Here is a 23,009-nt window from a genome sequence, read left to right on the forward strand (position 1 = left end):
CACCATTGAATTTGAAAGGAGAGCAGATCGCATCGCGGCCTTGCACGCCACTCACCGCCGGCCCTGCAAACCGGCATCCAATCCGTGTAGATGTTTTCGGTCCCTTACTTACTTTAGAGGTATCACCATGAACAAGATCGCTCAGCAATTTGGCCAATCCCTGCAGTCCTTTGTCCGCGATGAAGAAGGTGCGCAGATCATTGAGTATGCATTGATCGTCGCCGTGGTTTCCTTGACGCTGATTCTTGCGATGAACGTTACTGATCTCGGTTTCTCGGCCTGGATTGACCGAGTCTCGGCTTGCTTGACGACTGCTGGAAGCTGCGCTTGATTTGACTGCTCTCCAAGCGAAAGCCTCTACTGCCGCAAGACAGTATTGGCTTTTCGCTAAAGCAGCCTTTATCCACATACCCGGTACACACCATGAAAAACCACCCACATTTCTGGCCCATAGCCCGACCCCGGCGTGGTTCTGCCGCCGCGCTGCGGCGGCAGCGTGGCGCCATCATTATCACTGTTGCCCTGGCCTTGCTGTTTCTACTGGGCTTTATGGGCTTCGCGCTGGATTTTGGCCGCTTGTTTGTGGTCAAGACCGAGCTGCAGACGGCCACCGACAGCTGTGCACTGGCAGCGGCCCAGGAACTGGATGGCGCGAGCGACGCTCTTACCCGAGCCGTCAATGCAGGCCGCGCTGCGGGTAATCTCAACCGCGTGCATTTCCAGGGCGCCAGCGCTGGCATTGCCGCGTCAAGCATCAGTTTCAGCGATGCGCTTAACGGCAGCTACAGCACCACTTTCCCAGTTACCACGGCCAGGTACGCCCGCTGCGAACACGCCCGCACCGGCCTGCTACCTTGGCTATTGCAGACTATGGGCGCCTTCAGCGGCAATGCCAGCTACGGCGCCAGCCAGTCGGTGAAGGCGCTGGCCGTGGCTACTCGCACGCCATCCCAAACCAATTGCTTGATGCCCATCGGAATCTGCCAGAAGAGTTCAAGCTCGCCGTTCGGCTATTCGCGAGGCGAGTGGCTCTCGGGCGTCACAAACAGCAACGACGAAGTCGAAGCGTCGGGTGCGTTCAAATGGCTCGACTACACAGGCTCTGGAGGGGGAGCCAATGAAATCAAAAACCTGCTTGCAGGTAACGGTTCCTGCAACTTGCCCGGCACTGCCACCAACGTGACCGACCCGTCGAAGAATGGCAAAACCAATGGGGCCGTTGATGCCTGGAATACGCGCTTTGGCATTTACAAAGGCTCATACAACCAAACTGACAGTCCGCCCGACGAGACCGGCTATGCGTGGTATGCCGCAGACGATAGTGAAAAGAACCCCGGCCGGTACGACGCCCTTTTCAGCACCAAGCGCAGCACGCATGCGCCCTATGAAGGGGACAACAAGAACCCGGACACAAAGGCTTTGAAGACGACTGGCAACTATGCGGGCACCGACTACACCAAGGGGGGAAATCGCAGAATCATGACGGTAGGTGTGGTGGATTGCGCCGCACCAAAGCTACAACTGACCGGCTTTGCTTGCGTGCTGGCGCTTCACCCAATGGCGAAGGCCGCCAATGGGAAGAAGGAAAAAATGTGGCTCGAGTTCATCAGCGACGCGTCTACCACGACCGGCAACCCCTGCGCTACAGGAGGTCTGGCAGGCAATGCAGGCGGACCATTGGTTCCGGTACTGGTGCAATAGGCCAAGGAGAACTCACCATGCAATCCCCTCGCTTATCCAGCCATCGTGGCGTGGCGCTGATTGAATTCGCGCTGATTCTGCCGCTGCTGCTGATACTGACTTTTATCACCACCGAATTTGGCCGCGCGCTCTACCAGTACAACACCTTGACCAAGGCCGTGCGCGATGCTTCGCGTTATCTCTCGGTACAGGATCCCAGCATTGCAACCAGTGATCCCCAAGGGCTGATTAACAACGCTAAGAATTTGGTCGTTTTTGGCAATGTGGCCAATACAGGGAGCCCACTGGCCGTAGGTCTATCGGTCAGCCAGGTTCCCAAGCCTACCTGGCAGCATGCAGGCGCGTCCCCAGTCATCAACACGGTCACCATCCGTATCGCAGGTTGCGCCACCTCGGCCCCACCTTGCTACAAGTTCACACCACTTATTTCCAGCGCATTTGGCGTGAATTTCGGCACGGTGAATTTTGCGGATATCAGCGCCACGATGAGGGCTCCACTATGAAAAAACCAGCTAACAACCCGCAACGAGGCGCCACGATGATTGAGTTTGCCTTGGTGCTGATGATTTTTCTGACATTTTTTCTGGGCCTGATGGACTTTGCCCGCATGCTCTGGACGTGGAATGCAGCCAATGAAGCCACGCGCTGGGGAGCTCGCACCGCCGTGGTATGCGCCAAGGGCTCAGCCAAGGTACTGGATCGGATGCAGAAATTCCTACCCCAGCTCACAACGGACAACGTAATAGTGGAGTGGTACGACGCTGCAGGCAATCAAAACAACGCCTGTACAACAGCCACCTGCGGCGCTGTCAATGTCCGTATCCAGAACCTGAACTATCAATGGATATCCCCTATCGGCTTCAGCTTGCGGGGTGCCATTCCGATGCCGGGTTTCTCAACCTATCTGCCGCGCGAATCCATGGGTACAGATCCAAATAGCGGCGCACCCGGTATATGCGGCTGACCAGCGAGGGTCATTATGAAAATCACCATTATTTCCCCCAACACCACCCATCTCAGCGAGATGGCCCATGTGCTGCAAGAGCAGTCGCACCAGGTGCAGACCTTCGAGGGTGGCAAGACCCGCATGCCCACGATTGCCCAGCAGGAGCTTCCGGATCTGATGATCGTCGACGGTATGTGCTGCGACCCTTCAGACCTGGCCCCGGTGGAGCAGGTGACCACCCATCACCCACGCATGGCCGTGGTCCTGCTGTGCGCCCAGCAGACACCAGAGTTTCTGCTGCAATCCATGCGGGCGGGCGTGCGCGAGGTTCTGCCATCGCCGCCGCCGCCGCAGGCGCTGGCCGATGCCGTTCAGCGTCTTGCCAGCAAATTGCAGGACAGCACCCCCAACCGTGCACAAGGGCAAGTCATGGCCTTTCTGCCCTGCAAGGGCGGTGCCGGCGCCACTTTCCTGGCCACCAATCTGGGCTGGGCGTTGGCGCAAAAGCACTCCGTGCTGTTGATCGACCTGAATCTGCAGTTTGGCGATGCGCTTCCCTATCTGCATGAAGGCAAGCCAAGCTCGACATTGGCGGATGTGGCACGTGACCTTCACCGCCTTGACGCCTCTTTTCTCACGGCCAGCACGGTAAAGATCACACCGCGCCTGCATGTGCTGGCAGCCCCCGAAGATGCCATGCATGCCATGGAAGTGGAGCCCGGGCATATTGAGGCCATCGTGCAACTGGCTGCCACGCACTACGACTTCGTGCTGCTGGACATGGGGCGCGTGCTGGACCCGTTGGCTCTACGCGTGCTCGACAAAGCGCAGTGCATTGTTCCTGTGCTGCTGCCCAACGTACCCGCCGTGCGCAATGCGCAAAAGCTGCTGCGCATGTTCCACGATCTGGGCTACCCGGAAAGCCGCCTGCATCCGGTGCTGAACAGGGTGGACAGGCGCAGCGAAATCGGGCTGTCTGAAGTGCGCAAGACCCTGGGCCTGGAACAGCAATGGCGCAGCATTCCCGACTCTGCCCACGAAGTGCAAGCAGCCATCAATGCTGGAGCACCGCTGGCCGAATCCGCTCGCAGCAGCAGCGTGGTGCGCGAGCTGACGGCCTGGGCCGATGCACTGTCACCTCGGGCTCATGAAGAAAACGGTAATTTTTTGAACCGGCTCTTTCGCCGGGCGTAAGCATCCGTATTGCAGAAGGAGACTGTCATGTCACTACGAGATTTCTTGACCGCGCCATCGACACGCACGCCCAAGCCTCTGCTGCAGGTCGTGTCTGAGTCCGCAGATATGTCGGCCATGCCCGCAACAGAGCCTCCTCCGCCATCCACCCCCATCTATGGTCACTCTGCGGCCTATCTGGCACTCAGAAGCCGCATTCATGCCAAGCTGCTGGAGCGGTTTGATCTTGCTGCCCTGGATGCAGTATCCGTGCAGACACTGCAGCAGGAAATTGCGACCATGACCGAGCGACTACTGGCGGAGGACTCCGCGGCCATCAACGATCTTGAAAGAAAAATGCTGATCCGAGATATCCAGCACGAGATGCTGGGTTTCGGTCCACTCGAGCTGTTGATGGCCGACCCTGCGGTATCGGACATCCTCGTCAATCGCTACGACCGGATCTATGTGGAACGCAGGGGCCGCTTGGAGTTGACGCCCGTTGTCTTTACCGATGAAAAGCATTTGCTGCGCATCATTGACAAGATCGTCTCACGCATAGGCCGACGCATCGACGAATCCAGCCCCATGGTCGATGCCCGCCTGCCAGATGGCTCGCGCGTGAATGCGGTCATTCCGCCCGTGGCCCTTGATGGCCCAATGATGTCGATCCGGCGCTTCGCCCATATCCCGCTGCGCATGGAGAATTTGATCAACGATCTCAAAAGCCTGACACCTGGCATGGCCCTGGTTCTTGAGGCTCTGGCCAAGGCCAAGGTGAACATGATCATCTCTGGCGGCACCGGTGCCGGCAAGACAACGCTGCTCAACATTCTCTCTAGCTATATTCCTGCTGTGGAACGCGTGGTCACCATCGAGGATGCGGCCGAGCTACAACTGCAGCAGCCGCATGTGGTTCGCATGGAAACACGACCGCCCAATATAGAGGGACGTGGAGAAATCACGCAGCGCTCGCTGGTACGCAACGCACTGCGCATGCGGCCTGATCGCATCATTATCGGCGAAGTCCGGGGCGCCGAAGCGGTAGACATGCTGCAGGCCATGAACACCGGCCACGAAGGCTCGTTGACGACCATCCATGCCAATACGCCACGCGACTCTTTGGCTCGACTCGAGAACATGGTCGGCATGGCAGGCCTCAATCTGCCGCATCAGGCCGCACGCCAACAGATTGCATCGGCCATAACGGTAGTCGTGCAGGCACTCCGGCTCACGGATGGCAAACGCAAGATCACCAGCATCCAGGAGATCACTGGCATGGAGGGTGATGTGGTGACCATGCAGGAGATCTTTGCCTTTACCCAGACCGGCGTCGGCGCAAGTGGCGAAGTCCAGGGGTACTTCCACGCCACAGGTGTCAGACCCAAGTTCGCCGATCGGCTCAAAGGCTTCGGCATTGCGCTGCCCGACAGCATCTTCGCTCCAGAGCGTCACTATCAATGAACTCGGCAAAAAGGAGCTGCCATGCTGTCCTTTTTCTCTTCCCACTCGGTCCTGGTAATCATAGGTCTGGTGTTTGTAGCCGTGCTCCTGCTACTGGAAGCACTGCACACGATCTGGAAGCAGTACAAGAGTCCTGAGGCAAAGCGGCTTGAACGCCGGCTCAGGGCCTTGTCAGCCGCCGATGATCGCAGCAATCCGACCAAGCTTGTCAAGGAGCGCACACTTAGCGATATGCCCAGAATGCAGCGGGTGCTGCAAACCATGCCGCGCGCGCACCAACTAGACCGTTTCATTGTTCAATCAGGCCTGGAATGGACGGTTTCGGGCTTGCTGCTCGGCAGTGCAACGTTGTTTGCGCTAGGCATGCTGACAACCATCATGCTTCGCCAACCCATGGAGCTGGGCGTGCTTTTAGGTTTGGCGCTGGCTTCCCTTCCATGGCTGTTTCTGCAACGCAAACGACTGCAGCGCCTGAAGCTTATGGAGCGCCAACTTCCAGAAGCGCTGGACCTTATAGCGCGAGCATTGCGCGCGGGCCATGCATTTTCCGCAAGCCTGCAAATGGCAGGAGAGGAACTAACCGAACCTATCGCCGGCGAGTTCCGCCTGGTGCATGACGAGATCAACTATGGCACATCGCTACATCAGGCCTTGACCAATCTGGGTGAGCGGGTGCCGATCACAGATCTGCGCTACTTCATTGTCGCCGTACTCATACAGCGCGAATCTGGCGGCAACCTCACCGAGATGCTCAGCAACCTGAGTCGCCTGATCCGCGAGCGGCTCAAGCTCCATGCCAAGGTCCGCGTACTGTCCGCTGACGGGCGAATGTCGGCCTGGATCCTGGGTTTGATGCCATTTGGACTGGCCGCTCTGCTCAATCTAATGAACCCTGAATTCATGCGTCCGCTATGGACTGACCCTATTGGCATCACCATTCTGAAATGGTTGGCCGCACTGATGGTCATAGGTCTGCTGCTGCTGCGCCGCATCGCCCGTATCAGGGTATGAGCCCAACTGAAACGCAAGGAGTACGCCATGTTGATCGTCGCCCTGCTCACTTTCACCGCCGTCATGCTGGCTGCTGGAGCCTTGTTCTTCTGGGCAACGCCAACAGTCGCCGCGCGGCGTTTACAGTCACTGACACCAACCTCTCAGGACAAGGGCTGGACAGAAACAGTCGTCAAACTGGTCGGCCCATTTGCACACCTGTCGTCACCCACCAAAGACATTGATGCAACGCCATTGCGGCTGCGCTTTCTGAATGCCGGCATCCGCCACGAAAGTGCACCACTGCTGTACTTCGGAGTCAAAACGCTATTGCCCCTTGCTTTGGGTCTGACGGTGTACTCTCTCATGCTGACAGCTAGCAAGGCAGACAGCACCCAGCGATTACTCTTCCCCTTGGTGGCAGCTCTTGTGGCCTGCTACCTGCCGAATCTGGTTCTGCGCTGGATGGCCTCGCACCGCAAGCGCGAGATCTTTGAAAACTTTCCCGATGCTGCCGATTTGATGCTGGTCTGCGTAGAAGCAGGCATGGGCCTGGATGCCGCGCTGGGCAAGGTAACTGAGGAGATTCGCATCAAAAGTGAAGCTCTGGCAGAAGAGCTCCACTGGACCAACCTGGAAATGCGTGCCGGCAGCACTCGCGAGAAAGCCTTGCGAAATCTGGCTGCCCGCACCGGTGTAGATGAGATTCACACTTTTACGGCCATGCTGACGCAGGCAGACCGATTTGGTACCAGCATAGGCGAATCGCTCCGGGTTTTCTCGGATGACCTACGCCACAAACGGCAAATGCGCGCCGAAGAGCTCGCTGCCAAGATTCCCACCAAGATGCTGTTTCCGCTGGTGACCTGCATCTTCCCGGCCATCATCATGGTGGTTCTGGGTCCGGCCATCATTCGAGTCGCGCGCATGATCTTGCCCATGATGGCCGGCAGCATGTGAGGGCTCCAACAGTGGTTCGGATTCGCCTCCTGGACTAGATATCCTGAAAGCAATCTCAAGCTCTTTGATCTAATGCGCAGGGACGGCAATGACCTGTAAAGGACATGTGCTCACTCTATAACGCTTGGATTGACAACTTGAGCTGGGGGCCCTCTGGACGTGGTCGAAGAATGCGCCGTGAAATGAAACGTATGGATAGATCTGCACAAACGGCAACCGGACGATTGACCGAGTGTCTATCTTTGCCTCGCATGGTTTCGACGCTGACTGCCACCAGGAGCTCTGCTCAAATACAAGTCGTCATTTTTTGAAAACATCGCGCCACAAAAACCACAAACTGTGCGATCAGCGCGCACAAAACCCTGCTGCAACCAGCGAAGGCAAGCGAGTAACCGCTACACTTTGCGCCTCAGGCCTGCGTAATACCCGACGCAGGCCTTTTTTCCCGCTTTTCGAGGTTTTCGCGCACTGCCATGTCCACCGTCTTCAATTTCACCTTTGTTCCCTGGTTCCGGTCTGTGGCCCCCTATATCCACAAGTTCCGACACCAGACCTTTGTGGTGGGCCTGACCGGTGAAGCCATTGATGCGGGCAAGCTCAGCTCCATCGTCCAGGATCTGGCAATGATCCAGGCCATGGGCGTCAAGATCGTGCTGGTGCACGGTTTCCGCCCCCAGGTCAACGAGCAATTGCGCCTCAAGGGCCAGGAGCCGCGTTATTACAACGGCATGCGAGTCACCGACTCCATTGCGCTGGACTGTGCCCAGGAAGCGGCCGGCCAGCTGCGTTACGAGATCGAAGCAGCCTTCAGCCAGGGGCTCCCCAACACGCCTATGGCCGGTGCGCGCGTGCGCGTGATTTCGGGCAACTTCCTCACAGCCCGTCCCGTGGGCATCGTCGACGGCGTGGACTTCATGCACTCCGGTCTGGTGCGCAAGGTCGACGTGGAAGGTATTCGCAGCGCCCTGGGCTCCGAAGCCATGGTGCTGGTCTCGCCCTTCGGCTTCTCGCCCACGGGTGAGGCCTTCAATCTCAGCATGGAAGAAGTGGCCACCCGCGTGGCGATCGAGCTCAAGGCCGACAAGCTGCTGTTCCTCACCGAAGTGCCCGGCGTGCGCATGGACCCCAGCGGCCCGGCCGACGAGAACAACCCCATCGATACCGAGCTGCCGCTGGACGCCGCGCGCCGCCTGCTGGCCCAGCTCCCGCCTGCGCAGCAGCCTACCGATGTGGGCTTTTATCTGCAGCACTGCGTGCGCGCCTGCGAGCATGGCGTGGAGCGCAGCCATATCCTGCCTTTCTCCACCGACGGAGCCCTGCTGCTGGAGATCTATGTGCACGACGGCATAGGCACCATGGTCATTGACGAAAAGCTCGAAGAACTGCGCGAGGCCACGATTGATGACGTGGGCGGCATCATTCAGCTGATCGAACCCTTCGAGCGCGACGGCACGCTGGTCAAGCGCGACCGCACCGAGATCGAACGCGATATCGCCAGTTACACCGTCATCGAGCATGACGGCGTGATCTTCGGTTGCGCGGCGCTGCACCCCTATCTGGAGGCCAAGACCGCCGAAATGGCTGCCGTCACCGTCTCGCCCAAGAGCCAGGGTACGGGCGATGGCGAGAAGCTGCTCAAGCGCATCGAACAGCGCGCCCGCGCCCTGGGCTGCGAAACCATGTTCGTACTGACCACGCGCACCATGCACTGGTTCATCAAGCGCGGCTTTCAGCCTGTGGAGCCCGAATGGCTGCCGGAGGCCCGCAAGGCCAAGTACAACTGGGGCCGCAAGAGCCAGGTGCTGGTGAAGAAGCTCTAATCCGCCTTCATTATTAAAAATAGCTTTCAGCGCTTGGTAAACAAGCATTGGAAGCTATTTTTTTGGGAGCAAAAGATGCATGCAACAGGCACCGGCTACGCAAGCCGCGGCGCTGGGCGCTGCAGGACCGGCTAACGCAACGTTGCTCTGTCCGCCCTAGCGGCGAATTCCGACGGCGGGCGGCCAAACTGCTTGCGGAATGCAGCCGAGTATGCGCTATGGCTTTCATAGCCGCTTTCCAGTGCCACGGTCGTGATGGGCATGCCCTGCAGCAACTGGGGGATAGAGGCCATCAGGCGCATCTGCTGATACCACCTGCCCCAGTTCATCCCGGTGCTTTTCAGAAAGCGGCGATGCAGCGTCTTGGGCGTAAGCGCGTGCTGCCGCGCCAGGGCTTCCACCGTGGTGCGCTGCGCCGGTGCACTCAGCATGCTCTCGCAGATACGTCGCATCAGCGCATCCTGGGGCCAGGGCAGGTAATACGGCAGCGGGGCCAGGGCGCTGAGTTCCTCCAGCAGCAAACTGCCCAGCAAGGCATCGCGCGGCCTATGCGGCCCCTCGTGGGGCAATGCTACCAGGGCTGTCATCAGCTCGCGCACCAGCGGCGCGACATGCAGCACGCCGTCCTGGGCCGGCAACTGTGCGGACCAGGCCTCGTCGACGAACAGGCCATAGGCCCGCACCGCCGTGGTCGCCGTGATCCCGTGCAGCATGCCCGGGCGCAGCCACACCGCCGTCGTCGGCGGAACCAGCCATTGGCCGCCCGGAGACTCCACGAGTAGCACGCCTTCAGACGCATAGATGAGATGGCCACGCGCATGGCTGTGTTGCGGCACCACATGGCCGGGCGGATAACGCTGCTCCACGCCCGTGACAGGCAACGAAGAGGCCTGGGCATGCTGCAGATCCAGCGCATGCGCGCCATGTTCGGGGGAGGCAAAACCCATGAGATGTCCAAATCTCTACAACAAATGAATATCTATCGATAGAAGTCTATACCTTCGGCGGCTTAAAGTAGCCGCATTGCCCCCATCAAGCACCTTGCCGTGAAACACCGCCACCCGCTTTCGCTACGCCTACTGACTCTGACATCTGGTCGGGGTCCGCATGCACGCGTTCGCGCATGGTCCCATCCTGGTCTTCCCAGACCCCGGCCTTAGCCAGCTCCATCCGGGCAGGGAGACCAGGTGATTGTTGCAACCCATTCCAAGGTCTCTATGCTGGCTGATCCCTCTACCAAATACCGCGCATTTCCCGTTGTGGACTTGCCCACCCGCCAATGGCCTGCCCGTACGTTGACGCAAGCGCCCGTATGGCTTTCGACCGATTTGCGCGACGGCAACCAGGCGCTGTTCGAACCCATGAACCGCGAGCGCAAGCTGCGACTGTTCGAGGAACTGGTCGCCATCGGTTTCAAGGAAATTGAAATCGGCTTCCCCTCCGCTTCCCAGACCGACTTCGACATCGTGCGCCACCTCATCGATGCGCAACTGATTCCGCACGACGTCACACCCATGGTCATCACCCAGCTGCGTGAGGACCTGATTGCCACCACGGTGCGCAGCGTGGCCGGCGCACGCCGCGTGATCGTGCACCTGTACAACGCCGTGGCACCAGCCTTCCGCGAAATCGTCTTTGGCATGGAAGTGCCGCAGATCATTGCCATGGTGGAGCACCATGTACGCTACCTCAGGCAACTGACCGGGCAGCACCCCGAAACCGAATGGGTGCTGCAGTACTCCCCGGAAACCTTTTGCATGGCCGAGCTGGACGTTTCCCTGGCCGTGTGCAATGTCGCCATTGCAGCCTGGGATGCCGGTCCTAAGCGCCCCATGATCATCAACCTGCCGACCACGGTGGAGGTTTCCACCGCCAATGTGTTTGCCGACCAGATCGAATGGATGGACCGGCGTCTGGCACGGCGCGAGCACATCACGCTTTCGGTACACCCCCACAACGACAGAGGCACCGGCGTGGCCTGTGCCGAGCAGGCCCTGCTGGCCGGTGCCCAGCGTGTGGAAGGCTGTTTGTTCGGCAACGGCGAGCGCAGCGGCAATGTGGATCTGGTGACGCTGGCCCTGAACCTCTACACCCAGGGCATTGCCCCGGGCCTGGATTTCTCCGACATCGCTGCCGTGGCACGCATCGCCGAAGCCTCTACGGCCCTGCCCATACATCCGCGCCACCCCTATGTGGGCGATCTGGTGTTCACGGCTTTTTCGGGCTCTCACCAGGATGCGATTGCCAAGGGCTTTGCGGCGCAACAACCCGACGCCCCATGGCGCGTACCCTATTTACCCATAGACCCGCAGGACCTGGGACGTACCTATGACAGCATCGTGCGCGTCAACAGCCAGTCCGGCAAGGGCGGTATTGCCTTCCTGCTGCAGAAGGACAGGGGCATCACCATGCCGCGGCGCATGCAGATCGAGTTCAGCGCCATCGTCCAGGCCTGGGCCGACAGCAGCGAAACCGAGCTCAGCAGCACGCAGATCTGGGAACTGTTCGAAGCCACCTACCTGCATGCCCAAGCCGGGTCCCGGTCACTGCGTTATGAAAGCCACCGCCTGTTCGACAGCCCGCAAGGCCAGGGTATCGAACTGCACTGGCACGATGCCGACGGGCAACCCAGGCTGCGCAAAGGCATCGGCAACGGCCCTATTGCAGCCACCGTCGCTGCGCTGGAGTTGCCGCTGCGCATCGACAGCTACGAAGAGCGCAGCCTGGGCAACGGCGCCGACGCCTGTGCCGTTGCCATCATCGAAGCCGCATGGCCTGGCGTGCCCGGCTCACGGTTTGGCGTAGGCATGCACGCGAACATCGTCACCGCATCGGTGATGGCGGTCGTGAATGCCGCTGCGCGCTTTGAGGGGGACATGATTCAGACCCGCGCGTAGCCTTCGATAGATCGTCGCGTCTCCCTCTTGTCGGCCGATACCGTTTGAAGCTCGGCCTGCGCGGTGCCCTCCCTCATACGCCGACTCGGTCTCTTCCGTCTATTTTCAGCGGGTCTGTCACAATTTTGGGGCGGGCCCGTTCTGGCGATGGAGGCCTCTGGTCACTTGGTGCACCGCCGATGTTGCGCTGCGTCACAGCACCACCAAACAGTCTGCGCTACAAAGTCGATATCCGATTAGCATGAGGCATGCCATGAACACACTCCCTCCCCAGGCCATCAGCCAGGATGTGCTGGCCGAAAAATATCTGGCCGACGGCGAGCAATCCGAGCAAGAGCTGTTTGCCCGTGTGGCACGAGCCCTGGCCGCCGTTGAGAAGCCTGAGCTTCAGACGCATTGGGAGCAGCAATTTCTGGTCAATCTGCAGCGCGGTGCCATCGGTGCTGGCCGCATCATGGCAGCGGCGGGGCTGGACACCAAGGCCACGTTGATCAACTGCTTTGTGCAGCCCGTCGCCGACGCCACCAATGGTTTCGACACCCAGGGCAACCCCGGCATCTACACGGCGCTTTCTCAGGCGGCCGAGACCATGCGGCGCGGCGGCGGCGTGGGCTATGACTTCTCCAATCTGCGACCGCGCGGTGCTCTGGTGCGCGGCACCAACTCCTTTGCATCGGGCCCCTGCTCCTTCATCGATGTCTTCGATGCCTCCTGCACCACGGTGGAATCGGCTGGTGCGCGCCGCGGCGCCCAGATGGGCGTGCTGCGCATCGACCACCCCGATGTGCTGGAATTCATCACCGCCAAGCGACAAAAGGGCCGCTGGAACAATTTCAATGTCTCTGTGGGCGTGAGCAGCGCCTTCATGCAAGCCGTCAGGGACGATGCCGAATGGGAGCTCGTGCATGTCGCCAGTCCCAGCGAGGCACAGATGCAGGCCGGCGCCCATCGCCGCGACGACGGTCTCTGGGTCTATCGTAGCCAGCCTGCGCGCACGCTGTGGGATGCCATCATGCGCTCGGCCTATGACTTCGCCGAGCCCGGCATCCTGTTTCTCGACAACATCAACGCCGACAACAACCTCTGGTATGCCGAGCAGATTGCTGCCACCAACCCCTGCGGCGAGCAGCCCCTGCCGCCCTACGGCTGCTGCGATCTAGGCCCCGTCATCCTCACGCGCTTTGTGCGCGAGCCGTTCACAACCCGGGCATTCTTTGACCTCGACGCCTTTCGCGCCGCCATCGCCATACAGGTACGCATGCTGGACAATGTGCTGGACGCCACCGTCTGGCCCCTGCCCGAGCAGCAGCGCGAGGCGCAGCAAAAGCGCCGCATCGGCGTGGGCTTCACAGGGCTGGGCGACGCCCTGATTTTGCTGGGCCTGCATTACGCCAGTGAAGAAGGTCTCAAACAAGCCGAGTCCATTGCTCGCACCATGCGCGATGCGGCTTATGCTGCGTCGGTGGAACTGGCACAGGAAAAAGGCGTGTTCCCGCTTTTCAACGCCAAGCAGTATCTGAAAAGTGGCTTTGCCAAGCGCCTGCCCAAGGAACTGCGCGCGGCCATCAAAAAACATGGCCTTCGCAACAGCCATCTGCTGTCCATCGCCCCCACGGGCACGGTATCACTGGCCTTTGCCGACAACGCGTCCAACGGCATCGAGCCCGCTTTTTCCTGGACCTATACGCGCAAAAAGCGCACGGCCGACGGCGGCGAGCAGTTCTACACCGTGCAAGACCATGCTTACCGCCTCTACAAGGCCTTGCACGGCGACGAGGCCCTGCTGCCCGAGTGCTTTGTCAGTGCGCTGGAGCTGAGCGCCAGCGAGCATGTGGCCATGATGCGCTGCGTCCAGCCCTTTATCGACACCTCGATCTCCAAGACCGTCAACATCCCGGCCGACTACCCGTTCGAGGACTTCAAGCATCTCTATATGGAATGCTGGGAGGCCGGACTCAAGGGCTGTGCCACCTACCGTCCCAATGACACGCTGGGCGCGGTTCTCTCCACAGATTCAGCACCCAGTCCCTCTCAAGCGCTTAGCGATAAATCGCAGGCTGCCATCAATTCCTCAGGTTCCAGCGGCATGACAGCCGTGATAGAGCGCCGCCCCGAGGGACCGCTCAATGCCGTGGTCGACAAGATCGAATACTTCACGCATGACGGCATAAGGCGTCTCTACCTCGTCGTCAGCTTCATGGTGGTCGATGGCGTGGAGCGTCCCATCGAGTTCTTCATGCCAGTGGGCCAGACCGGCGAGAGCCAGCAATGGATCACGGCCACCATGCGCAGCCTGAGCCTGGCCGCGCGTGGCGGCTTTCTCGACAAGGCCCTGGCCGATCTGCGCAAAGTGGCCTGGGATCGCGGCCCGGTGCGCTACGGCAACAGGACGCGTGACGACGGCAGCCGCATCCCGCTCTGGCATGACAGCGAAGTGGCGCTGCTGGCCTATGCGATTCAAAGCATCATCGCCAACCGCGGCCTGCCCCAGCCGGCGCCCAGCACGGCGGCCACGCCGGCATCTCCGCCTGAGAACGGCGCCTCCGTCAGCGGCCAAAAATGTCCCGACTGCGGAGCACATGCCATGATCAAAAAAGATGGCTGTCAGTTCTGTACCGCCTGCGGCTTTGTGGGGTCATGCGGTTGAAGATGGATAGTTTCAGTCGCGATCAAGCTGAGCAGCGAATTGGATGACCGAGTCCGTAGCAGCATCCATTCAGGCGGATACCCGAAGCAGCGGTCCGACACGGCTTCGGCCCCAACACCCTATCCTGCCTCAGCAATGCGACGGGTGACCTAGGCATGTGGAAACGCTAAGTACAGACGTTGATATCGAGGCCATTGATCATCGCTCGCCAATCTGAAAGGTGTTCCGTCATGAAAGTCAAAGTCCTCTGCTTCGGCATCTCGCTGGACGGTTACTCCGCCGGCCCCAACCAGGATTTGCAGAACCCGCTCGGCGTCGGCGGGCCTGAGATCCTTGAGTGGTTCTTCCCAACCCAAGTCTTTCAGCGCATGCATGGGGGGTCTCAGATCGGCGAAACCGGTGTCGACAATCAGATGGCCGAACGCTCCTTCGAGAACATCGGTGCGTGGATTCTGGGGCGCAATATGTTCGGACCGGTACGCGGCCCTTGGCCTGACGAAAGCTGGAAGGGCTGGTGGGGCGATGAGCCGCCTTATCACGTACCCGCATTTGTCCTGACCCACCACGCGCGGCCCACACTGCGCATGCAGGGAGGCACTGATTTTCACTTCGTCACGGATGGCATTGCATCGGTGCTGGCGCAAGCCAAGGCAGCCGCAGGTGATCGCGATATTCGCATTGGCGGCGGCGTAGCCACCGTGCGACAGTTCCTGCAGGCGCGACTGGTCGATGAGATTCACCTCGCTGTACGTCCTCTGTTGATGGGGTCCGGCGAAAACCTCTGGCAAGGCTTGGACATGCGGGCTCTTGGCTATGAGGTCGCCGACGTGAGACAGGGCGAACGAGCCATGCATGTGATGGTGCGCAAACAAGCGTAACACCTGAAAACCGGGTCGCACTTGATACCGCAGGCGCACTCCGGACTGTCCGGACTGTCCGGACTGTCCAAGCCCATGGACCTGACACTTGTGACGGTCGTGACGGCTGTGGACCAACCGGGAGGACTGGCGACAGTCGTATCCTGGACGCTTGCCTAACGCTTAGCGTCGGAGGTCGAAAACGATGACCGGCTGGAACGATAGGCCAGATCAGTGCTGCAAGTGGCCTCAGTCGTAGACGTCGCATACCTCACCAATGGCGAGACCACCCAACTTCTCGCTCTTTGGATATCACATTCCAGCTCTTGCCTCTCACGCTCGACCATCAGGTACGCACGGTAGGCATCCACTCGGGCCTTCGGCTCTGTGGTGGCGCTTTGAAGCAGCATATCGAGTTGCTGTTGCTCATGCAGGATGCCTTTCTGGCGGTCGAGCAAAGGCTGGAGTCCTGCCTCGACAGGCTGTATTGCATGAGCGGAGCTAACCCAGACCATGGCGATAGTAGGAGCGACTTGGCGCATGTTTGTGCTTCGAACCCTGCGTAAGTGACGTGGATAGTATCAGCCCCAAGGCCTTGCCCGATAACACTTGTCGCTCTGAGAGGCACTAAGGGTCGTCTCACGCCTTTATATCGGGTTGGCGGAACTACTCCTGCAGCCGTCCGGCATCCAACGTCAATCGACTGCGTGCGACTCTTCGCTCAGGGTAGAACGCTCGCGCGTCATACACGGCAACACGCTCGAAGAGCATGCAGGCCTGACTCCCCGGTTGCGCCTCGCGTCCAGAATCACCTGAACTCCTGATTTCACACGAGCATAACCACCGTTGGCCCAAACTCGTCCAGTTCCGCGTAGACGCTGCTCATGGATTCAACCGACAGCCTAGGCTTGACGCGTCTTTTGCTGTGCACCTGGCTCGGATAACTCATCCAGCGCCACTGGCTGTGTGGACTCCGCTGGAGCCGCAGCGGTTTCAGTCTCTGGCTCCGGTTCCTTGGGCAAAGAGGCCCTTGCCACCTGGAGCATGTGCAAGGCAAGCGATTCATACAGCGGCCGCGCAATCATGCGCGAGATCATGCTGGCGATCATGGCCGATGCCATGAGGCTCAGCACCAATGAGTGGCCGTCCACCATCTCCATCACGATGATGAAGGCCGTCAGCGGCGCCTGGGTGACTGCCGCCAGAAAGGCCGCCATGCCCATTGCTATCAATGCAGGAGCTATATCCGTAGTTCCAACAATCGATGCAACGTTATTCCCCACGCCTGCACCAATCGACAGCGAGGGCGCAAAGATACCACCGGGTACGCCCACCCAGGCCGATAGCCAGGTGGCGATGAATTTGAGCGTGACATAGAACTCGGGCACATCGGCCTCGCCCTGCAGCATATGCTTGACGGCTTCGGAACCCGCACCAAAGGTGGCGCCGCCGGTGACCACGCCGATGACGGCAATCAGCAGGGCCAGCACTGCCGCAAAGCGGATGGGAAAGCGCGACCTGAGCTTGTTGAGGCGCTCGGTGGACGAAGTCAGCGAGTGGGTCATGAGCTTGGCGAACAAGCCGCCCAGCACGCCGCAGGTCAGCGCCACGGCAAGACAAGGCAGCAGGTCACGCCAGCCGAGCTCTGCCACACGAATGCGACCAAAATAGCTCAGGTTGCCGAAGACCGAGACCCCCATCAGACCGGCCAGCACAATGGCCGCGATGATGAGCCCGCTGGAGCGCGACTCCAGCTTGCGCGAGAGCTCCTCGATGGCAAACACCACGCCCGCCAGCGGGGCGTTGAAGGCGGCGGCAATACCTGCCGCGCCGCCAGCCACCAGCAAGGCATGGGTGTTGATGACGGACTTTGGACCCAGCCAACGTCGCGCCGAATGCATGACACCTGCAGCCACCTGCACAGACGGCCCCTCCCGTCCTATCGACAGCCCCGCAAGAAAGCCCGCGCTGGACAGCACGATCTTGGCAAACGACAGCCACAGCGACACAAAGCGCTTGCGCAGACTGGCATCGACCGATGGCTCCAGCGTGGCAATCACCTGCGGGATGCCCGAGCCGCTGGCACCCGGAGCCCATTTGCGCGTGGCCCAGACCGCTGCCGCCGTGATGGCCGGCATCCAGATCAGCACCAGCCAGCCATGGACGCCGTGGTAGATGCTCTCGAAAAAGCCGAAAGCCGCTTCGGCCAGCAGCGTGAAAGCCACCACGCTCAGGCCCGCTGCCGCGGCATAGGCCAGCACCACCGTCCGCTCCAGCCAGCGCTTTCCATCGCGCATCTCTTCATTGAGGTTGTGGAAGAAATCTGGCTCTTGCTGCATGGGCGGGCAATCGTTTCGGGGCGGCTGCAAAAATGGGCGAAGACCCACATTCTGCGCTCGCCCAAGGGCTTGCCAGATCGGCAATAGCCACAACGATTGCCCACACAGGTTTTTACAACGACCGCCCGAGTCGCACATCTATTGCGAATCACCCGGCTAAAGCCCGAGGGAATGCCCATGCGGTCGTGCCGCGCAGGCCCATCTCCGCCGTGGCAGTGACAGACCTCTGTGTCCGGGCCTGCTGGCTCCAACCGGGCAGCCCTCATGCCGTAAACTCATCCCGTGAATGCCACCCAAAGCGTCCCGGCCAAGGCGACCAGACCTCCCATGGCCACCAGCACTGCACCGGGCCCAGGCACATAGGCGAGCAGCCATGTGAGTGCCAGCGCGGCCACACTGAGGCAGCCCAGCCAGACGATGGTTCCCACCGCAGCACCCCACAAGCCCATGCACAGCCACAGTGCGATCAGCATCAGTGCCGCCCCCGCCAGGCGCAGCACGACCCGCAGCGCCAGCCCGGGCTCGCCACGCGATACAAGCTGATCGCAATGCCTGTCCATGGCCTGGCTCAGCACCAGCATGCCTGCCAAGCACAGCGCCAGGGCGCAGACCATCACCTGCCACAGACTCATGCCACACCTTTCAGCGCCTGCAGCGCAGCTGTCAGCAAGACTGCCGAGCCCGCCATCCATGCCATCACGCGCAGCAGGCTGCGCACATGGAAGGCCCAGAGCGCCACTGCGGTGTAGAGCACAAAGCTGAGCAAGGTGGAAAGCAGCACGGCAGGTGCACGCTGCATGGCACCCACGGCCACAAGCACATGGGCCAGCACGGCGCAGGTCAACGCCGTGAGCGCATAGCCGCCCAGCATGGCCATCAGCACGCGCAGCAGCACGGCCCAGCGATGGTGCCTGGTCTGAGCCTTGGTCATTGCCGCCGCTTTCATGTGAGACCTCCTGAGACAACGCCACGGCCCGCACGCAACTGCGCCATGTTCTTGCTACGCTGCGACTTTTCATGCCGCCATGCGCCCCAGGCGACCAGCAGGCCCAGCGCCATGCAGGTCAGCTCCAGCCCTGCCCGCTGACCATCGCCCTGCGCCAGGTACAGCAGCAGGTGCTGGCCTGTAGTCATGACATTGAGCAGCGGCAAGCCCAGACACAGCAAGGCCAGCATCCATAGCTGTTCGCACCAGGCCTGGCGCGCCGTGCGCAGCAGCGCATGCAGCAGGCTCAGGACCCAGACCGCAAAGAACACACGGATTTCCCAGCTGGAACGCGCCTCCAGCACCAGAGGCAGCAGACGATTGCCATACAGATAGGCAATGGACGCCAGCGCCGAGCCTGCCAGTGCCGCCACATTGAGCGCATCGATGCAGCGGTACATGGAGGGCGTCGCCGCGCCCCATTCATAACCGCTTCTTGCACGGCGCTTGACCGCAAACAAGATCGATCCGCTGGCAATCATTGCCGTGCCGACCAGGCCCAGGACAAAGTACAGCCACTTCATCGTCCAGCCACCAAAGGTGACCAGATGCAGCGCGCTGATGACGGGATAGGTATCGCTTGCAAAACTACTGGACGGCGAATTGGCGGGTAGCTGCAGCAGCTGGCCGTCGACGGCATCGAAGGTCACTGAATTGGCGCTGTTGACCATTCGGCGCGTCACTGCCGTATCGGGCTTGGCTTCCGTGAAGCGTATCGTGGCCGGCGCACCCTCAGGTCGTTGCACCACCACGCCCACGACAGGCTCCGTCAGCAGGGACTGGGCCTGCTGCGCAAGGCTGACAAGGTCCACAACTGCAATGGCTGGTGCATTCGAGGGTGTATTCGCCTCGGATCTGGCGTTCAACTCGGACTCGTAGCGGCTGTAGGCCGAACGGTCCTGCCCATACAGCGATTGCAGCGGCCAGGGCATATAGCTGGTGTAGAAATGCGCGAGTCCCGTGTAGACGATCATGAACAGAAACGGCAGCGTGAGCACGGCCGACGCATTGTGTGCATCCAGCCAGGAACGCTGGCCCTTGCCGGGCCGGAAGGTAAAGAAGTCCTGAAAGATGCGCCGGTGCACAATCACGCCCGAAACCAGCGCCACCAGCATGCACATGGACACCAGTCCCACCACCCAGAAGCCAGCGATACCGCCCTGCAAGGAATAGTGAAAGGACATGAAATGCCGACCGCCTTCGGTCTGACGCATGGCAGGCTCTGGCAGGACTTCGCCCGTCTGGACATCTAGGCTGGCCTGCAGATCGCCGTCCTGGGCACGCGCGAATACCTTTACCCCATCGCCTGTGTGCAGCGGCAGACCGATGCGCCAGATACTGGCATCCGGCGCCGTCTTGCTCAGATGCTGCTCGGCCAGCCGCAAGGCCAGCAGACGCTCTTGCGGAGAAAGCGCCTGCTGGCCGCTGCCCTCCAGTGGCAGCCCCTGCATCCATAGCGTGATGGACTCACGGAACACGCTGATCGAGCCCGTGAGAAAAATGGCGCAGAGCAGCCAGCCGCACACCAGGCCGCACCAGGTGTGCAGCCATGACATGGTCTGGCGAAGTCCGGGCCGGGATGCTGACTTGCCGCGCATGTCAGCCCGCTCAGAACGCGCCACGCAAGGTCAACAGCACGCTACGCGGCTCGCCATACCAGTTGCCGCTGCCCGAGGTCCCAACCGTCTTGTAGTAAGTCTTGTCGAACAGATTGTGCACATTGAGCGCAGCAGACCAGTTGCGATTGATGCGGTATTGAACGCTGGCACCCCAGACGGCGTAGCCGGCCTGGGTGAAGCGGAAGGGAACGGCATTGCCATCGTATTGGCCCGATGCCGGGTTGTAGCTGTTGGCCGTGCCGCTGACATAGGTGGCGCTTTGCAGCGTCACGCCACCGCCCACCGTCCATGGCGAGAGCTGACCCTGCAACTGATACGTGCTCCACAGCTTGAACAGGTGCTTGGGTGTGATGGAGCTATAGACCAGTTGCGACGGGTCGGTCTTGTTGCGATTGTGGTTGTAGGTATAGCCGGCAAACAACTGCCAGCCCTGTGCCAGCTGACCGGTCACTTCCATGTCCAGCCCCTGGCTGATGATCTTGCCCTGCGCGGCATAGCAGCAGCTCAGGCCCAGATTCCCCACATCCGTTTCCGGATAAAGCGGATCACGCACCGCCTGCCCCTTGCGCTCGATACGGTAAAGGGCCAGCGCTGTATTGAGCTTGCCATCGGCGAGTTCCCCCTTCATGCCCAGCTCGAAGCTGCGGCCTTTGATCGGGTCCAGCGCAGCCCCCGGTGCCGGCCCGGCCAGCATATTGGCCTGCGACTTGTGGATCTCGGTCACGCTGCCATAGGCCGTCCACTGGTTGCCCAGGTCATACACCAGGCCCGCATAGGGGGTGAAGATGCCGCTTTCGCTGTAGTACTCGCGACCGCTGGCGCGAACACTGCCATCGGCGTTGTAGTTGATGTATGGCGTGTCGTAGGAGTAGCTGGCATAACGTCCTCCGACAATGGCGGTGAGCTGATCCGTCAGGCTCAGGTTGGCACGACCATAAAAGCCTTTTTGAGTGGCGCCGTAGCCGGGATAGCTGCGCGTCATGCGTTCGCGTACCGCAGGGGGAATTCTGCCGGGATCGAACTCATAGACATTGGTCAGAGACAGCGGCGTATCCATCTCGGAGTAATAGGTGTCCTGATCGTCACGGACCTTGCTCCAGTCCGCGCCGAGCAGCAAGCGGTGTTTGCGACCGAACAGCGAGAACGGGCCGCTGGCATGCACATCCAGGCTTTTTTTCTCCGAACGAAAGTCGTTGGAAAAGCCGGTCCAGTTGGCGCCAAGACCTGTTGCAGGGTCAACGGCTCCGCTGAGGCTGGCCAGCCGCGCATCGCTGTCCACCTTCTGATAATTGAGCTGGGCTTTGAGCTTCCAGTCTCCCGCCAACTGCTGGTCGAGCTGCGCAAAGACCTCCTTGGCGCTCTTGTCATAGTGGCTCCAGCCCGCCATCAGCGCAGTTTTGCGAGACAGCTTCAGATCGTCGCCATTGGCGGCACGCGGCAGGCCTTCGCGCCAGGGAGTGGCCCTGAGCTTGTCGTAGCTGGCTCCCAGACTCACACGGGTGGAGCTTGTCACATCGGCCTCCAGAATACCGTAGAGCAAGCTGTTGCGCGACTCCGCTCCGCGATAGAAGAAGTCCTTGTCAGAATGCGCGAGCACAGCACGACCACGCAGGCTCCCTGCTTCATTCAATGGACCCGCAACATCCAGCTCGGCCTGTTTGCGACTCCAGCTGCCGACGCCCACCGAGCCCAGAATCTGCTTTTGCGCCGTGGGACGCTTGCGCACCAAATTGATGGCACCGCCAGGCTCCCCATTGCCGCTGAACAGGCCGTTGGCGCCGCGCACCACCTGCACGCTGTCATACATGGCCAGATTGGGGTCGAACAGTTGCTGGCTGAAAGCGTCCACGCTGGCTCCGTCGATCTGCACATTGCTGATCTCGAAGCCCCGCGACAGAAACTTGGTGGCAGCACCGCCCAACCCTCCCGCACCGCCATAGTCCACCGTCACGCCGGTGGTCTGCTGCATCACCTCCCCCACATTGCTCATGGCCTGATCTTCAATGCGCTGGCGCGTCACCACCGAGATCGACTGCGGTGTCTCGCGGATGTCCTGCCCTTTGCCCAGGGACACATGCGAGGCGGCATACGAGCCGCTGCCTTCCGTGGCTTCACGCTGGGCCAGGGCCGTCACCGTCACCTCGCCCAGCATGCCGGTCTGGCTGCTGTGGCGACGCACGGTGATGGCCGCCCCGACAGGAAAGGCCTCCAGTCCGCTCCCCGCAAGCGCCTTGGCCAGCGCCTCGTTCAAGGTCTGCACGCCCTGCAACGCCGGCGCCGTGCGGCCTTCCACCAATGCAGCGTCAACCGAGACCGACACCCCCCAGATGCGGGCCAGTGCATTCAATGCTTGTCCCAGCGGCTGCGCAGGCAGGCTCAGGCTGCGCGAGGTGGACATGGTCTGGCTGCTGGCGACCTGGGCATGAGCCGTCGGTAATACCGCCAGAGCTGACCAAGCCAGACAGGCCATGGCACTGGCCAAAGCCACTGCGCGCAGACCTCCGCAATGCGAACCCGCAGCCATCCCCTCCTCTTGAACAGAAGAAAAATGAGAGTGATTTCTTTTCATCAAATGCATCCTGTGAAGTGCTTGTCTAAGTGCTTTCACAGT

Annotated in this window: 18 protein-coding genes; 12 read left to right on the top strand and 6 right to left on the bottom strand. The window is 60.7% G+C overall.

Translation table 11 applies throughout. The features are described from left to right. Nucleotides 1-127: 127 nt before the first annotated feature. The 9 genes from AAIL67_RS00785 (at nucleotide 128) to argA (ending at nucleotide 9,054) form a co-directional block, all read left to right on the top strand. On the top strand, nucleotides 128-331 hold the full coding sequence (locus AAIL67_RS00785) for a Flp family type IVb pilin (RefSeq protein ID WP_063661064.1): 204 nt from the start codon (nucleotides 128-130) through the stop codon (nucleotides 329-331). A 92-nt stretch (nucleotides 332-423) separates the two neighbouring features. Further along, on the top strand, nucleotides 424-1,701 hold the full coding sequence (locus AAIL67_RS00790) for a Tad domain-containing protein (RefSeq protein WP_231905752.1): 1,278 nt from the start codon (nucleotides 424-426) through the stop codon (nucleotides 1,699-1,701). A gap of 17 nt (nucleotides 1,702-1,718) precedes the next feature. After that, nucleotides 1,719-2,204: a TadE family protein gene (locus AAIL67_RS00795; RefSeq protein ID WP_063661063.1), complete on the top strand. Its 486-nt coding sequence runs from the start codon at nucleotides 1,719-1,721 to the stop codon at nucleotides 2,202-2,204. Then, complete coding sequence (locus AAIL67_RS00800) at nucleotides 2,201-2,665, top strand: TadE family protein (protein WP_034362771.1); 465 nt, start codon at nucleotides 2,201-2,203, stop codon at nucleotides 2,663-2,665. The genes AAIL67_RS00795 and AAIL67_RS00800 overlap by 4 nt, the downstream gene beginning before the upstream one ends. Nucleotides 2,666-2,680: 15 nt before the next feature. Then, nucleotides 2,681-3,841, top strand: coding sequence for an AAA family ATPase (locus AAIL67_RS00805; RefSeq protein ID WP_063661062.1), 1,161 nt, complete (start codon nucleotides 2,681-2,683; stop codon nucleotides 3,839-3,841). Between the two features lie 117 nt (nucleotides 3,842-3,958). Next, nucleotides 3,959-5,284 (top strand): CpaF family protein, encoded by a 1,326-nt coding sequence (locus tag AAIL67_RS00810; protein WP_231905756.1) that lies wholly within the window; start codon nucleotides 3,959-3,961, stop codon nucleotides 5,282-5,284. A gap of 21 nt (nucleotides 5,285-5,305) precedes the next feature. Continuing rightward, entirely contained in the window at nucleotides 5,306-6,295 is a 990-nt protein-coding gene (locus tag AAIL67_RS00815) for a type II secretion system F family protein (RefSeq protein WP_063661061.1), read from the top strand. Between the two features lie 27 nt (nucleotides 6,296-6,322). Continuing rightward, on the top strand, nucleotides 6,323-7,234 hold the full coding sequence (locus AAIL67_RS00820; protein ID WP_063661060.1) for a type II secretion system F family protein: 912 nt from the start codon (nucleotides 6,323-6,325) through the stop codon (nucleotides 7,232-7,234). Between the two features lie 473 nt (nucleotides 7,235-7,707). Then, on the top strand, nucleotides 7,708-9,054 hold the full coding sequence (gene argA / locus AAIL67_RS00825; protein ID WP_003067942.1) for an amino-acid N-acetyltransferase: 1,347 nt from the start codon (nucleotides 7,708-7,710) through the stop codon (nucleotides 9,052-9,054). A 131-nt stretch (nucleotides 9,055-9,185) separates the two neighbouring features. Here argA and AAIL67_RS00830 read toward each other — a convergent pair whose 3' ends face one another. Next, nucleotides 9,186-10,001, bottom strand: a complete 816-nt coding sequence (locus tag AAIL67_RS00830) for a helix-turn-helix transcriptional regulator (RefSeq protein WP_253233019.1) — start codon at nucleotides 9,999-10,001, stop codon at nucleotides 9,186-9,188. 270 nt (nucleotides 10,002-10,271) lie between these two features. Between AAIL67_RS00830 and AAIL67_RS00835 the strand changes: the two genes are divergently transcribed. The 3 genes from AAIL67_RS00835 to AAIL67_RS00845 all read left to right on the top strand — a co-directional run bounded on the left by AAIL67_RS00835 (nucleotide 10,272) and on the right by AAIL67_RS00845 (nucleotide 15,476). Next, a complete protein-coding gene (locus AAIL67_RS00835) occupies nucleotides 10,272-11,951 on the top strand; it encodes a 2-isopropylmalate synthase (protein ID WP_063661058.1) in 1,680 nt (559 codons plus the stop codon). 253 nt (nucleotides 11,952-12,204) lie between these two features. Further along, nucleotides 12,205-14,598: an adenosylcobalamin-dependent ribonucleoside-diphosphate reductase gene (locus AAIL67_RS00840; protein WP_063661057.1), complete on the top strand. Its 2,394-nt coding sequence runs from the start codon at nucleotides 12,205-12,207 to the stop codon at nucleotides 14,596-14,598. Between the two features lie 230 nt (nucleotides 14,599-14,828). Next, nucleotides 14,829-15,476 (top strand): dihydrofolate reductase family protein, encoded by a 648-nt coding sequence (locus AAIL67_RS00845; RefSeq protein ID WP_063661056.1) that lies wholly within the window; start codon nucleotides 14,829-14,831, stop codon nucleotides 15,474-15,476. Between the two features lie 881 nt (nucleotides 15,477-16,357). Here the strand turns inward: AAIL67_RS00845 and AAIL67_RS00850 are convergent. The 5 genes from AAIL67_RS00850 to AAIL67_RS00870 all read right to left on the bottom strand — a co-directional run bounded on the left by AAIL67_RS00850 (nucleotide 16,358) and on the right by AAIL67_RS00870 (nucleotide 22,922). Beyond that, nucleotides 16,358-17,794 (bottom strand): chloride channel protein, encoded by a 1,437-nt coding sequence (locus AAIL67_RS00850; RefSeq protein WP_063661054.1) that lies wholly within the window; start codon nucleotides 17,792-17,794, stop codon nucleotides 16,358-16,360. 275 nt (nucleotides 17,795-18,069) lie between these two features. Further along, a complete protein-coding gene (locus tag AAIL67_RS00855) occupies nucleotides 18,070-18,426 on the bottom strand; it encodes a DUF3325 domain-containing protein (RefSeq protein ID WP_063661053.1) in 357 nt (118 codons plus the stop codon). Then, nucleotides 18,423-18,740 (bottom strand): hypothetical protein, encoded by a 318-nt coding sequence (locus tag AAIL67_RS00860; RefSeq protein WP_224650818.1) that lies wholly within the window; start codon nucleotides 18,738-18,740, stop codon nucleotides 18,423-18,425. Before AAIL67_RS00860 ends, AAIL67_RS00855 begins: the two co-directional genes overlap by 4 nt. Further along, nucleotides 18,737-20,377 carry a PepSY-associated TM helix domain-containing protein gene (locus tag AAIL67_RS00865; RefSeq protein ID WP_063661052.1) on the bottom strand — a complete coding sequence of 547 codons (1,641 nt, stop codon included), beginning with the start codon at nucleotides 20,375-20,377 and terminating at the stop codon, nucleotides 18,737-18,739. The genes AAIL67_RS00860 and AAIL67_RS00865 overlap by 4 nt, the downstream gene beginning before the upstream one ends. A 10-nt stretch (nucleotides 20,378-20,387) precedes the next feature. Beyond that, nucleotides 20,388-22,922 carry a TonB-dependent siderophore receptor gene (locus tag AAIL67_RS00870; RefSeq protein WP_343483154.1) on the bottom strand — a complete coding sequence of 845 codons (2,535 nt, stop codon included), beginning with the start codon at nucleotides 22,920-22,922 and terminating at the stop codon, nucleotides 20,388-20,390. Nucleotides 22,923-23,009: the final 87 nt, after the last annotated feature.

The organism is Comamonas sp. A7-5 (genome assembly GCF_039581385.1).
GTDB classification, from domain to species: domain Bacteria; phylum Pseudomonadota; class Gammaproteobacteria; order Burkholderiales; family Burkholderiaceae_C; genus Comamonas; species Comamonas thiooxydans.